The 14270-nt window shown below is 51.0% G+C and carries 12 protein-coding genes; 9 read left to right on the forward strand and 3 right to left on the reverse strand.

What is annotated here, in order from left to right; translation table 11 throughout:
- Positions 1 to 4 precede the first annotated feature (4 nt).
- From OGV74_RS14510 to yejF, 9 genes are all read left to right on the forward strand, one after another.
- Positions 5 to 1471 carry a mannitol dehydrogenase family protein gene (locus tag OGV74_RS14510; protein WP_086504351.1) on the forward strand — a complete coding sequence of 489 codons (1467 nt, stop codon included), beginning with the start codon at positions 5 to 7 and terminating at the stop codon, positions 1469 to 1471.
- A 119-nt stretch (positions 1472 to 1590) separates the two neighbouring features.
- A complete protein-coding gene (locus OGV74_RS14515) occupies positions 1591 to 2577 on the forward strand; it encodes a CobW family GTP-binding protein (protein ID WP_003027465.1) in 987 nt (328 codons plus the stop codon).
- Between the two features lie 34 nt (positions 2578 to 2611).
- Positions 2612 to 3325: a phosphatase PAP2 family protein gene (locus OGV74_RS14520; protein WP_057064023.1), complete on the forward strand. Its 714-nt coding sequence runs from the start codon at positions 2612 to 2614 to the stop codon at positions 3323 to 3325.
- Between the two features lie 413 nt (positions 3326 to 3738).
- Positions 3739 to 4308: a bifunctional murein DD-endopeptidase/murein LD-carboxypeptidase gene (gene mepS, locus OGV74_RS14525; protein WP_003027474.1), complete on the forward strand. Its 570-nt coding sequence runs from the start codon at positions 3739 to 3741 to the stop codon at positions 4306 to 4308.
- Positions 4309 to 4480: 172 nt separating this feature from the next.
- The gene (locus OGV74_RS14530; protein WP_086504352.1) at positions 4481 to 6040 is read left to right on the forward strand and encodes a cyclic di-GMP phosphodiesterase; all 1560 of its coding nucleotides are present in this window, start codon (positions 4481 to 4483) and stop codon (positions 6038 to 6040) included.
- A 100-nt stretch (positions 6041 to 6140) separates the two neighbouring features.
- Positions 6141 to 7955: an extracellular solute-binding protein gene (locus OGV74_RS14535; protein ID WP_003027480.1), complete on the forward strand. Its 1815-nt coding sequence runs from the start codon at positions 6141 to 6143 to the stop codon at positions 7953 to 7955.
- Complete coding sequence (locus OGV74_RS14540; protein ID WP_086504353.1) at positions 7956 to 9050, forward strand: microcin C ABC transporter permease YejB; 1095 nt, start codon at positions 7956 to 7958, stop codon at positions 9048 to 9050.
- The gene (locus tag OGV74_RS14545) at positions 9050 to 10075 is read left to right on the forward strand and encodes an ABC transporter permease (RefSeq protein WP_003840055.1); all 1026 of its coding nucleotides are present in this window, start codon (positions 9050 to 9052) and stop codon (positions 10073 to 10075) included. Before OGV74_RS14540 ends, OGV74_RS14545 begins: the two co-directional genes overlap by 1 nt.
- Before the next feature lies 1 nt (position 10076).
- Positions 10077 to 11666 carry a microcin C ABC transporter ATP-binding protein YejF gene (yejF, locus tag OGV74_RS14550; RefSeq protein ID WP_061548533.1) on the forward strand — a complete coding sequence of 530 codons (1590 nt, stop codon included), beginning with the start codon at positions 10077 to 10079 and terminating at the stop codon, positions 11664 to 11666.
- Between the two features lie 3 nt (positions 11667 to 11669).
- Here the strand turns inward: yejF and OGV74_RS14555 are convergent, their stop codons facing one another.
- From OGV74_RS14555 to rsuA, 3 genes are all read right to left on the reverse strand, one after another.
- Complete coding sequence (locus tag OGV74_RS14555) at positions 11670 to 12014, reverse strand: YejG family protein (RefSeq protein WP_085951589.1); 345 nt, start codon at positions 12012 to 12014, stop codon at positions 11670 to 11672.
- A 333-nt stretch (positions 12015 to 12347) separates the two neighbouring features.
- Positions 12348 to 13538, reverse strand: coding sequence for a Bcr/CflA family multidrug efflux MFS transporter (locus OGV74_RS14560; protein ID WP_003027494.1), 1191 nt, complete (start codon positions 13536 to 13538; stop codon positions 12348 to 12350).
- Between the two features lie 15 nt (positions 13539 to 13553).
- Positions 13554 to 14261 (reverse strand): 16S rRNA pseudouridine(516) synthase RsuA, encoded by a 708-nt coding sequence (rsuA, locus tag OGV74_RS14565; RefSeq protein WP_003027496.1) that lies wholly within the window; start codon positions 14259 to 14261, stop codon positions 13554 to 13556.
- Positions 14262 to 14270: the final 9 nt, after the last annotated feature.

The raw sequence follows: 14270 nt of genomic DNA on the forward strand, positions 1-14270 counted from the left end.
TTTAATGAAAACTATTGCCTCAGCGCCACTGGCGGAAAATGTCATGATGCCGCAGTACGACCGCCAGCAATTAAAAACGCGGATTGTACATTTTGGTTTCGGTGCTTTTCACCGCGCCCATCAGGCGTTACTCACCGACAGGGTGCTGAATGCGCAGGGTGGAGACTGGGGTATTTGTGAGATCAGTCTGTTCAGCGGCGATCGACTGATGAGCCAACTGCGCGAACAGGATCATTTATTTACCGTGCTGGAGAAAGGAGCCAACGGCAACCAACCGATTGTTATCGGCTCCGTCAACGAATGTCTCAACGCCAGGCTGGATTCACTGGCGGCTATTATTGAAAAATTCTGCGAGCCTCAGGTGGCTATTGTCTCGTTAACCATTACGGAAAAAGGCTACTGCATCGATCCGGCTACAGGCTCGTTAGACCTCAGTAATCCACGTATTGCTCACGATCTGCAAACACCGACTGAACCGCACTCTGTCCCCGGAATTATTGTTGAAGCGCTACACCGCCGGCGTGAACGCGGGCTACAGCCGTTTACCGTCCTCTCTTGCGATAATATCCCGGACAATGGTCATGTGGTAAAAAACGCCGTACTGGGAATGGCGGAAAAACGTTCACCAGAACTGGCAACCTGGATTCAGGAGCATGTCAGCTTCCCGGGTACCATGGTGGATCGCATTGTTCCTGCCGCTACCGAAGAGTCACTGGCTGAAATCGCACGCGAGCTGGGCGTTGCCGATCCTTGCGCAATCAGCTGCGAACCGTTTATCCAGTGGGTGATTGAAGATAATTTTGTGTGTGGCCGCCCACAATGGGAAACGGCGGGTGTTCAGATGGTCGAAAACGTCTTGCCGTGGGAACAAATGAAACTGCGGATGCTGAACGGCAGTCATTCGTTTCTGGCTTATCTCGGTTATCTGGCCGGGTTCCAGCACATCAGCGACTGCATGCAGGACAGCGCATTTCGTGAAGCCGCCTACCGTCTGATGCTCAACGAACAGGCGCCTACGGTGCAAATTATCGACGTTGATTTAGACCAGTATGCCCTTAGCCTGTTGGAGCGTTTTGCCAACCCAGCGTTGAAACATAAAACCTGGCAAATTGCGATGGACGGTAGCCAGAAATTACCCCAGCGCATGTTGGAAGGGATCCGCGTACATTTAGCCCGCCAAAGTGAGTGGCCATTGCTGGCGCTCGGTGTCGCAGGCTGGATGCGTTATGTGAGCGGCGTGGATGACTCAGGCGCCGCAATTGATATTCGTGACCCACTAAGTGAGAAAATTGCCGATCTGGTTAAACAGAGTACTGAATCAGAACGTGTCAGCGCCCTGCTTTCGCTGCGCGAAATTTTCGCTACCGATCTCGTCCAGAATCCGCAGTTTGTCGCGGGCATTCAGCAGGCCTGGCAACGAATTGCCCAATACGGTGCGCATCAGGCTGTCATTGATACGTTAAAAAGTTAACGATTTCTGCCATTAAACAGGACGAAGCGCGTCTTCGTCCTCTCACCCCTTCTCTTTTTCACCGTTTTTCGCCAGGATTGTTAAATGCCATTACGGTAATTTATGATTCTGGAGTAAATGTGACTAAAACCAATCTCATCACCGGTTTTCTCGGCAGTGGCAAAACCACCTCTATTCTTCATTTATTGGCAAACAAAGATCCTGCTGAGAAGTGGGCCGTGCTGGTTAATGAGTTTGGCGAAGTTGGCATTGATGGCGCGCTACTGGCTAACAGCGGCGCACTGCTAAAAGAGATCCCCGGCGGCTGTATGTGCTGCGTTAACGGTCTGCCGATGCAGGTTGGTCTCAATACGCTGCTACGTCAGGGAAAACCTGACCGTCTGCTCATTGAACCCACCGGCCTCGGCCACCCTAAACAGATTCTGGATTTACTCACCGCACCGGTTTACGAACCGTGGATCGATCTGCGTGCGACCCTCTGTATTCTTGACCCGCGGCTGTTACTGGATGAAAAAAGCGTCGCCAATGACAATTTCCGCGACCAGCTGGCCGCCGCAGATATCATTGTTGCCAACAAAACCGACCGTGCCACGACGGAAAGCGAAAACGCCCTACAAAGCTGGTGGCAACACTATGGAGGTAATCGCCAGTTAGTTCATGCCGACCATGGACAAATTGACGGACAGCTACTGGATTTGCCCCGACTAAACCTGGCAGAGCTTCCTGCAAGCGCGGAGCACGCCCATAGTCATGCCGACAAAAAGGGGCTGGCAGCGTTGAGTCTACCCGCACAGCAGCGCTGGCGTCGTAGCCTGAACAGCGGACAGGGCCATCAGGCCTGCGGTTGGATTTTTGACGCCGATACGGTGTTCGATACTATCGGTCTGCTGGAATGGTCGCGTCTCGCTCCTGTTGGACGTGTGAAGGGGGTAATGCGTATTAAAGAAGGACTGGTACGCATTAACCGCCAGGGAGACGACTGGCATATAGAGACGCAAAACGTCGCGCCACCAGATAGTCGTATTGAACTCATCGCCGATACCGAGACCGACTGGAATGCGCTACAGAGCGCATTGTTGAGACTTCGTTTAGGCGCTAGCGCGTAAGGTTGCCTTCGTTTTTTAGCAATGGTAAACGACGATGAAAACCCGATACCCTCTAATCCTCCTGCTTAATATTGCGGGCCTGGCACTGTTTCTGTCCTGGTATATTCCAGCCGGGCATGGGTTCTGGTCTTCACTGGATACGGGCGTTTTCCGCTTCTTTAACCATAAACTGGTGGAAAACCCGCTGTTCTTATGGGTTGTTGCTATAACCAATAATCGGGCATTTGATGGCTGCTCATTGCTGGCAATGGGCGCATTGATGCTGCACTTTTGGCTCAAAGAGACATCGGAAGGTCGCCGACGCATTGTGGCTATCGGTTTGGTTATGCTGCTTACCGCAGTGATATTAAATCAGCTGGGCCAGGCGCTTATTCCCGTTAAACGTGCCAGCCCAACCCTGATGCTGGATAATATTTATCGCGTCAGTGAACTGCTGCATATTCCGACCAAAGATGCGTCGAAAGACAGTTTTCCTGGCGATCACGGCATGATGTTGCTTATTTTTTCCGCATTCATGCTGCGTTATTTCGGAAAAGTCGCAGGAATAATCGGCCTTATTATCGCTGTGGTTTTTGCCTTCCCACGCGTAATGATTGGCGCCCACTGGCTCACCGATATCGTGGTTGGTTCCATGACGGTGGTCTTGATTGGCCTTCCCTGGTGGCTAATGACGCCATTAAGCGACCGCTTAGTCACTCTGTTCGTAAATTATCTACCCGGCAAAAACAAACAATTTTTAAACAAATAACGCAGAGTAATTAACATCATCAGGGATACTTCTGATCCCCTGATGATGCCTGGCAATATTTCATCATTCTGATTGTCATTCTCCTGTCATCTTATTCATGTTTAAAATGAGTAACTTGCGTATTTTTTACCCTGATTGTTCTTAATTTAGACAATGCCGTTTATTCACTTTCTGTATCAATTTTTCTTATAAGAAATCACGTAAAATCACTCGCATTGACCGGAACGATCGGGTAATCTCGAACACGTTTTGCCTCGCGGGATAATTATTCCCTTTCAGAATAAATTTGTGCGTTCTGCCACAGATTTGACCTTAAGGAATTGTCTCATCGTGCGATGGTAATTAGTCTCGTCACGTTTGGCATTTTTTATAACGATATTTATCGTTAAGGACTTCAAGGGAAAACAAACAAAATGGTCAAATCTCAACCGATTTTGAGATATATCTTGCGGGGCATACCCGCGATAGCAGTTGCGGTTCTGCTTTCTGCATGTAGCACAACGAACACCGCCAGGAATATGCATTCTGAGACGCATGCTGTGGGCAATGGAGATAACTCTTCACTGCAAGCCTCTCAGGATGAATTTGAAAATATGGTACGTAATATCGATGTTAAATCACGTATTATGGACCAATATGCTGACTGGAAAGGCGTGCGTTACCGCCTTGGCGGCAGCACCAAAAAAGGTATTGATTGTTCAAGTTTCGTACAACGTACGTTTCGTGAGCAATTTGGTTTAGAGCTTCCTCGCTCAACCTACGAACAACAGGAAACGGGTAAATCCGTTTCGCGCACTAATCTGCGTACAGGCGATCTGGTTCTGTTCCGTGCTGGCTCTACTGGCCGACACGTCGGTATTTATATCGGCAACAACCAGTTCGTACATGCCTCGACCAGCAGTGGCGTTATCATTTCCAGCATGAACGAGCCTTACTGGAAAAAACGTTACAACGAAGCTCGCCGGGTTCTGAGCCGCAGTTAATTTCGTTTGGCAGCTATCCCTTGGCTATCCTGATGAGACATATAAAAAAGCACTGCTACGGCGGTGCTTTTTTTTGCTTTGCCCTTGTGACTAAGAAAAATCTCACAACATGAGTCATTTCAGGTTATATTCATACAGGATAAGTGGTTACTTCAGGTAAACATAAGGAACTATGTTAAGGCGCTCCTCTTCTTCCGATCGGAAACTCCTGCTCACCTGCGTTATAACGGGGATAGTCGTCGCGTTACTCGTCAGCTCACTGCAGTTTTTTATGTCATGGCATCAACGAAACGCAAAGTACGACACGCTAACGTCTAACATACAAAACTATATTGAAAGTTTCTTCGCTGACCTTGAAACCACCACCAACACACTACAACCTCTGGTAAAAGACACCTGCTCGCAAGCTTCAGCTCAACTCACTTCCAGCGCCGCGTTTAGCCTGAATGTGCGGGCCTTTTTGCTGGTAAAAGACGGTATCGCTTTCTGCTCTTCAGCAACCGGTTCAATGAATACGCCTCTTCAGCAATTGGTTCGCGTGCTGGACATGACGAAAGATATCGATATGGATCTCCAGCCCGGTACGCCAATGATGCCGAATAAACCGGCAATACTCATTTGGTATCGCAATCATTCATTACAGAACAGCGGCGTTTTTGCCACCCTGAATGTTAACCTGGCACCCTATCTTCTCTATAACGCCCGGCAAGATGATTTCAACGGTGTGGCACTCATCGTCGGGAAGACGGCTATCACCACGTTTTCCAAACAATTAATCCCCGTGTCTGAACTCCCTGCTCTCCCATCATATAATGCAGCCTTGTCTACATTCCCGTTGGAGGTGCGTTTTTACGCGGATCGGTGGACATATAAAGATGTGGGATACGCCATCATGCTCGGATGCATGGCCGGGATCATGACCGCCCTCCTTCTCTGGTACTACATCTACAGCATCCGTTTACGCCCAGGCAAAGATATCCTCAACGCCATCAAACATAACCAGTTTTATGTGGTGTACCAGCCAGTCGTAGAGATGCAAACGCTCGAGGTGAAAGGCGTCGAGGTACTGTTACGTTGGAATCACCCAACAACGGGTGAGATCCCACCGGATGCCTTTATTCATTACGCTGAATCACAGAAAATGATTGTGCCGCTAACTCAGCACCTCTTCAAGCTGATAGCCCTGGACGCGCCGGCGCTGCAAAAAGTGTTACCCGTTGGCGCAAAATTGGGGATCAATATCGCGCCAACGCACTTACACGGCGAGACGTTTAAGGACGACATTCGGCACCTGCACGCTTCGCTTCCCGCAAACTATTTTCAGATAGTACTGGAAATCACTGAACGAGATATGCTCAATCAGCACGAGGCTACAAAGCTATTTGAATGGCTGCATTCCGCAGGTTTTGAGATTGCCATTGATGATTTTGGCACCGGTCATAGTGCGCTTATTTATCTGGAACGCTTTACCGTTGACTACCTGAAAATCGATCGCGGCTTTATTAACGCCATTGGGACGGAAACCCTGACCTCTCCGGTTCTGGACGCCGTGTTGACACTCTCTAAACGTCTTAATATGCTGACGGTTGCTGAAGGGGTAGAAACACCTGAGCAAGCCCATTGGCTGCGCGATCGTGGGGTGCATTTTTTCCAGGGGTACTGGATTAGCCGACCATTAAAGCTTGCTGATTTCGTGCGTTGGATGGCACAGCCCAATAAGCCGACGTGGTGATCGCAGTATGCGATTCATATACTCTCACTCGCCGCTACATCCCTTATCTTTCAGGCATGATGCCCGTCGGGTTGTGGCAGGAAAAGGAAATCGCTTTTACATGATCCCTCGCGTATTGCTGCTGTTTATCGCCCTCATCGGGTTTAGCGCCGAGGCGCAGTCCATCAAAGAAAGCTATGCTTTTGCCGTGCTGGGTGAACCGAAGTACGCGTTTAACTTTAATCACTTCGATTATGTTAATCCCGCAGCCCCTAAAGGTGGTCAAATCACCCTCTCCGCCATTGGCACATTTGACAACTTTAACCGCTATGCAATGCGAGGTAATCCCGGCGCACGTACCGAAACGCTTTACGATACGCTGTTTACGACCTCTGACGATGAACCTGGTAGCTATTACCCGCTCATTGCCGACAGCGCACGCTATGCTGACGACTATTCCTGGGTAGAAATTGCCATTAATCCACGAGCGCGTTTTCACGATGGATCACCCATTACCGCCCGCGACGTCGCATTCACCTTCCACAAATTTATGACTGAAGGCGTGCCGCAGTTTCGTCTGGTCTACAAGGGAACAACGGTAAAAGCCATCGCGCCATTAACCGTACGCATTGAATTAGCCAAACCGGGTAAAGAGGACATGCTCAGCCTGTTTTCATTACCCGTGATGCCAGAGAAGTACTGGAAAGATCATAAGCTCAGCGATCCCTTATCCTCGCCACCGCTCGCCAGCGGCCCTTATCGCATTACCAAATGGAAGATGGGCCAGTATATTGTCTATTCGCGCGTCAAAGATTATTGGGCCGCTAATCTCCCCGTCAATCGTGGACGCTGGAACTTCGATACCATCCGCTACGACTATTATCTGGATGATAACGTCGCCTTTGAAGCGTTTAAGGCCGGTGCGTTTGATCTGCGTCTTGAAAATGATGCCAAAAACTGGGCGACGCGTTATACCGGGAAAAATTTTGCGAATCATTACATCATCAAAGATGAACAAAAAAATGAATCCGCCCAGGATACGCGCTGGCTGGCCTTTAATATTCAGCGTCCGGTGTTCAGTGACCGACGGGTGCGGGAAGCCATCACGCTGGCCTTTGATTTTGAATGGATGAATAAAGCCCTGTTCTATAACGCCTGGAGCCGGACCAACAGCTATTTTCAGAATACCGAATATGCTGCGACAAAATACCCCGATGCAGATGAACTGGTGATTCTCGCGCCCTTGAAAAAAGATCTCCCTCCTGAGGTCTTCAGCCAAATCTATCAGCCGCCAAAATCAAAAGGCGATGGCTACGATCGTGAGAACTTGCTGAAAGCCGATACCTTACTGGAACAAGCCGGATGGGTACTCAAGGGGCAGCAGCGCGTAAACAGCGTCAGCGGTAAACCTCTGAGCTTTGAACTATTGCTCCCGGCGGGCAGCAACAGTCAGTGGGTGTTGCCGTTCCAGCACAACCTGCAACGCTTAGGCATTACCATGAACATCCGCCAGGTTGATAACTCACAAATCACCAACCGCTTACGCAGTCGCGACTATGACATGATGCCAAGGTTGTATCGCGCAATGCCGTGGCCGAGTTCAGACCTGCAAATTCTGTGGGCTTCTCAATATATTGACTCCAGCTATAACGCCCCCGGTGTGCAAAGCCCTGTTATCGATAAGCTGATCGGTCAAATCATTGCCGCGCAAGGTGATAAAGCCAAACTGATCCCACTCGGCCGGGCACTGGACAGAGTTTTAACCTGGAATTACTACATGTTGCCGATGTGGTTTATGGCCGAGGATCGTATCGCCTGGTGGGACAAATTTTCGCATCCGGCTATTCGCCCAATTTATACCATTGGCCTCGACAACTGGTGGTATGACGTCAACAAAGCGGCGAAACTGCCCGCAGCCAGACGGCAGGGAGAATAGATGGGCGCTTATCTGATTCGACGTCTGCTGCTGGTGATCCCAACGCTTTGGGCCATCATCACCATCAACTTTTTTATCGTGCAAATTGCCCCCGGCGGTCCGGTTGAACAGGCCGTCGCCGCCATTGAGTTCGGGCAAAGCGGGGCATTACCTGGCGCGGGTAGCGAAGGCGTTCGCGCCAGCCATACGCAAACCGGCGTTGGTAACATCAGCGACAGTAATTATCGCGGCGGCCGGGGTCTGGACCCGGAAGTCATCGCGGAAATCACTCGGCGCTACGGGTTCGATAAGCCCATTCATGAGCGTTATTTCAAAATGCTTTGGGACTATATTCGTTTCGATTTCGGCGACAGCCTGTTTCGTAGCGCCTCTGTGCTGACGCTTATCAAAGACAGCCTGCCGGTTTCCGTTACGCTGGGCCTATGGAGTACGCTCATCATCTATCTGGTGTCAATACCGCTTGGGATCCGCAAAGCGGTTCACAACGGCAGCCGGTTTGATATCTGGAGTAGCGCATTTATTATTATTGGCTATGCCATTCCGGCCTTTCTGTTTGCCATTTTGCTGATCGTCTTTTTTGCCGGGGGCAGCTACTACGACCTGTTCCCGCTGCGCGGGCTGGTTTCCGCCAATTTTGACTCCCTGCCCTGGTATCAGAAAGTGACTGACTACCTTTGGCATATTACCCTGCCGGTGCTGGCGACGGTAGTTGGTGGGTTTGCCGCGCTGACTATGCTGACCAAGAACTCATTTCTGGATGAGGTGCGCAAACAGTATGTCGTCACCGCACGCGCTAAAGGAGTCAGCGAGAAAAATATTCTGTGGAAACATGTGTTTCGCAATGCCATGTTGCTGGTGATCGCCGGCTTCCCGGCGACGTTTATCAGCATGTTTTTTACCGGTTCGCTGCTGATTGAAGTGATGTTCTCGCTTAACGGTCTGGGACTACTGGGGTATGAATCCACCGTATCACGCGACTACCCGGTAATGTTTGGCACACTCTATATCTTCACCCTGATCGGTCTGCTGCTGAATATCCTCAGCGACATCAGCTATACGCTGGTCGATCCCCGTATTGATTTTGAGGGACGCTAATGTCGCGATTAAGCCCCGTCAATCAGGCCCGCTGGGCGCGCTTTCGCCACAACCGTCGCGGCTACTGGTCGCTGTGGATTTTTCTGGTGCTGTTCGGTCTTAGTCTGTGTTCAGAGCTGATTGCCAATGATAAGCCGTTACTGGTGCGCTACGACAATAGCTGGTATTTCCCCCTGTTCAAAAACTACAGTGAAAGCGACTTCGGCGGACCGCTGGCGACCCGGGCTGATTATCAGGATCCGTGGCTACAGCAGCGCCTGGAAAACCAGGGCTGGATCCTGTGGGCACCAATACGCTTTGGGGCCACCAGCATTAATTTTGCCACCGATAAGCCCTTCCCTTCCCCGCCTTCTGCACAAAACTGGCTGGGAACAGACGCCAACGGCGGTGATGTACTGGCACGGATCCTCTACGGCACACGTATTTCGGTCTTATTTGGCTTAATGCTCACCCTGTGTTCGAGCGTGATGGGCATTATGGCTGGCGCAATACAGGGCTATTATGGCGGCAAGGTGGACCTGTGGGGGCAACGATTCATTGAAGTTTGGTCCGGTATGCCAACGCTGTTTCTCATCATTCTACTGTCGAGCGTTGTCCAGCCTAACTTCTGGTGGCTGCTGGGTATTACGGTGTTGTTTGGCTGGATGAGCCTGGTTGGCGTGGTGCGCGCGGAGTTTTTACGTACCCGAAACTTTGATTATATTCGTGCCGCTCAGGCGCTAGGCGTGAGCGATAGCAGTATTATTCTGCGCCATATGCTACCCAATGCGATGGTTGCCGCTCTGACCTTTTTACCGTTTATTTTGTGCGCCTCGATAACCACTCTAACCTCGCTGGATTTTCTTGGGTTTGGCTTACCGCTTGGCTCGCCATCGCTCGGAGAACTTCTGTTACAGGGTAAAAACAACCTGCAGGCACCGTGGCTTGGCATTACCGCGTTCATCTCCGTTGCCCTGCTCTTATCGCTTCTGATCTTTATTGGTGAAGCGGTACGCGACGCGTTCGATCCCAACAAGGCGATTTAAGATGACACAACCTCTGTTAGCTATTGACAATTTATCGGTAGGTTTTCGTCAACAAGAGACCGTGCGCATCGTGGTCAACAGTCTGTCACTGCGCGTTGATGCCGGACAAACGCTGGCACTGGTGGGTGAGTCCGGCTCAGGTAAAAGCGTGACCGCGCTATCTATTTTACGGTTATTGCCCTCCCCTCCGGTCGTCTACCTTTCCGGCGACATCCGTTTTCATGGTGAATCATTACTTCACGCCGATGAGCAAACGCTTCGCGGCGTGCGGGGGAATAAAATCGCCATGATTTTCCAGGAACCAATGGTGTCACTGAACCCGCTCCACAATCTGGAAAAACAGCTTTATGAAGTGCTGTCGCTGCATAGGGGAATGCGTCGGGAGGCCGCGCGAGCAGAAATCCTGACCTGTCTGGATCGCGTCGGCATCCGTCAGGCGGCCAAACGTCTCGCAGACTACCCGCACCAACTGTCCGGCGGGGAACGCCAGCGCGTGATGATTGCCATGGCATTGCTAACACGACCGGAGCTGCTGATTGCCGATGAACCGACTACCGCGCTGGACGTTTCCGTTCAGGCACAGATCCTGCAACTGCTGAGGGAACTACAGCGCGAGCTGAACATGGGATTACTGTTCATCACCCACAACCTCAGCATTGTGAAAAAGCTGGCCGATACCGTGGCAGTCATGCAAAACGGTCAGTGCGTTGAGCAAAATAAAGCAGCACAGTTGCTCACTGCGCCCACGCATCCCTACACGCAGAAATTGCTAAACAGTGAACCTTCCGGCGACCCGGTACCTTTACCGGCCGGACAAGCCCCGCTGCTGGAAGTGGAAAAACTGCACGTCGCCTTCCCCATCCGCAAAGGTATCCTGAAGCGTGTGGTGGACCACAACGTCGTGGTTAACAATATCAGTTTCTCTCTGCGGCCCGGTGAAACGCTGGGGTTGGTAGGTGAGTCTGGGTCGGGGAAAAGCACTACCGGACTGGCGCTCCTGAGGTTAATCTCCTCACAGGGAAGTATTGTGTTCGATGGTCAGGCGCTGCATACCTTAAATCGTCGCCAGCTGTTGCCGGTCCGTCACCGTATTCAGGTGGTATTTCAGGATCCCAACTCCTCGCTTAACCCACGCCTGAGCGTGCTACAGATTATCGAGGAGGGGTTACGCGTTCATCAGCCAACCCTGTCAGCCGAACAACGCGAGGCGCAGGTGAAAGCGGTGATGACGGAAGTGGGACTGGATAGCGAAACGCGGCATCGTTACCCGGCTGAGTTTTCCGGCGGTCAGCGTCAACGTATTGCCATCGCCAGAGCATTGATTCTCAAACCTTCCTTGATTATCCTGGATGAGCCAACATCATCGCTAGACAGAACCGTACAGGCGCAAATCCTGACGTTGTTAAAGTCCTTACAGGAAAAGCATCGGCTGGCTTATATTTTTATCAGCCATGATTTGCACGTAGTACGCGCGTTATGCCATCAGGTTATTGTGCTACGTCAGGGAGAGGTTGTGGAGCAAGGGCAATGCGAGCACGTATTTAACGCGCCACAGCAAGCCTATACGCGTCAGCTGCTTGCGCTAAGCTGACGCTCAAAACGGATTGTTATTTGAAAACGGCTCTGCGATGGCCACGCCGAAGTTTTTCAGTCTGCAGGTCGCGGCAAATTCATCCTGGCGATTCACAAACAGGCACGGCTCCCCTTCGCATTCCAGTACGGAACAAGGAACCTCAATGTCGCTGAGGGCCTGGCTGAGCTTATGCATGACTGACCATGCGCTGTCACCATCAGGGCTGAGCAATTTGAGCGCCACCAGGCTGTTCTCATTGCTCTGACCGTTTTGCGGAATCGGTTCAACCTTTGAACCTGCGAAACCCACCGACCAACGATAGCTCTGCGGCAGACGATGAACGATTGAGAGTTGTAATGTCATCACTTTCTTTCCCTGGAAGCACAATCACTTCACAATTATTTTACATCAATATTAACACATCATTGACAATACGTCTTCAGACAGTTGGTAAACGTTTACACCCTGTCTTTATGCCGCTTTCCGAACCAGGTAATTAAAATTATTCAATGGTTCTGGCATATTTCCGGGCTATATGTACTCGTTTCTGCGATCTAACTCAACCTTTTTAACTACAATGATGTGACTTTTTACATAAATTGATTTTACATAAAATAAACATAACCAGGGGAAATGATAGATTTGCGGTTGATGTATATCAACTCTGGAGGCCTTAAGGCCCCCAGGATGTGTAATAGATCACCGTTTTTGGGCGCGACTGGCGTAAAGACAGAAGAGAATTGAACAGGTAGCGCAAAACGCGATCGACCATATCATTGGCCAGGCCGAGTTAAAGGTCGCCAGAGACAACAGCGCCCCAACGATGGCGCCAATGCCGAAGCGGAATGTCCCTGCCAGCGATGACGCCGTTCCTGCCATATGTGGAAATTCATCCAGAATAACCGCCATGGCGTTAGATGACACCATCGACACACAGCCAACAAACGCCGCAACGCCCACAACCAGGGCCCAGAACCCCAACCCAAACAGTGTGCTAAAGACCATCCAGCCAGCCATCACGAACTGGATCCACAGACCGGTACGGAACATATTCAATGCCCCAACCCGACGCACAAAGCGGCTGTTGATGATAGTCATCACGAACAGGAATACGATGTTCAGTGCGAAGTAATAACCGAAATGTTGCGGTGAAACGTGGTTGATCTCAATGTAGACAAAGGGTCCGGCGCTCAGAAATGAGAACATCCCGGCAAAACTGAATCCGCTGGCCAGCATATAGCTCAGCACACGTTTATGACGAAACAGCGAGGCAAAGTTGCCAATAGTAGTACGCAGGCGAAACGGCTGGCGACGCTCTACCGGCAGAGTCTCTTTGATCAGTGTAAGGATCATCACCGACGCCAGAATAGCTGCCATGGCGAGGATCCAAAAGATATAGTGCCAGCTCAGCCATACCAGCACCCAGCCACCGATAATCGGTGCCATTAATGGCGCAATTGTCGTGACCAGCATGACGAATGACATCATGCGCGAAAACTCTTCTTTCGGATAGATATCACGCATCAGGGCGTTGATAACCACGCTCGCCGCCGCAGCAGCCAGGCCGTGGAAGAAACGCATCACGATCAGTTGATCGATGGTTTGCGCCAGTGCGCAGGCCACTGCCGCCGCCGCAAACACCAGCGTCCCGCCCAGGATCACTGGCTTGCGTCCAAGGCTGTCTGCCATTGGACCATAGAACAGTTGCCCCACTGCGAACCCCAGAATATAGGTACTGAGGGTCATCTGCGCGCTACCTGCTGGCACACCAAACTGTTCAGAGATAACAGGCAGCGCCGGAAGATACATATCAATCGACAACGGCATCAACATGGCTAACAAGCCAAGGATAAAGACAATGGCAATTGACGAGTTCTGCCGGGTGGTCACATTTAGCTCCTGAAATTAACGCGGGGTTAAGTTAACGCTGGCGATTTCTTCTTCAGTCAAAGGACGGTATTCACCTGGCGCCAGATCCTCATCAAGCCTGATGTCACCAATCCGTTCACGGTGCAGTTCCACAACGTGGTTACCCACCGCGGCAAACATACGTTTGACCTGATGATAGCGCCCTTCGCTGATGGTCAAGCGCACCTGAGTTGGCGTAATCACTTCCAGCACGGCCGGTTTGGTCAGGTCTTTCTCATTGTGCAACTGTACACCATGGGCAAACTGTTCGGCGGTATCATCTGCCACTGGCGACTCCAGCGTCACCAGATAGGTTTTCTCACAATGGTGACGAGGAGAGGTGATGCGATGCGACCACTGTCCGTCATCGGTCATCAGCACCAGTCCAGTGGTGTCGATATCCAGACGCCCTGCCGCATGCAGTTTGTAGGCAACCGGTTCATCAAGGAAATAGAGCACCGTCGGGTGATCGGGATCATCCGTTGAGCAAACATAACCCTGAGGCTTATTCAGCATAAAATAGCGCGGGCCATTTTGTTGAACCAGGGAATTACCGTCATATTCTACGTCGTGTTCTGGCAGCAGCTTAAAAGCGCTATTTCTGACGATTTCACCGTCGACGGTAACGCGGTTAGCACGGATCTCACGCCCGGCAATAGCGCGGCTGACGCCGAGTTGCTGAGCGATAAATTTATCAAGTCGCATGTGTGTGAT

Origin of the sequence: Citrobacter sp. Cf116 (genome assembly GCF_030336505.1) — a bacterium.
In the GTDB taxonomy this organism is placed as follows: domain Bacteria; phylum Pseudomonadota; class Gammaproteobacteria; order Enterobacterales; family Enterobacteriaceae; genus Citrobacter; species Citrobacter freundii.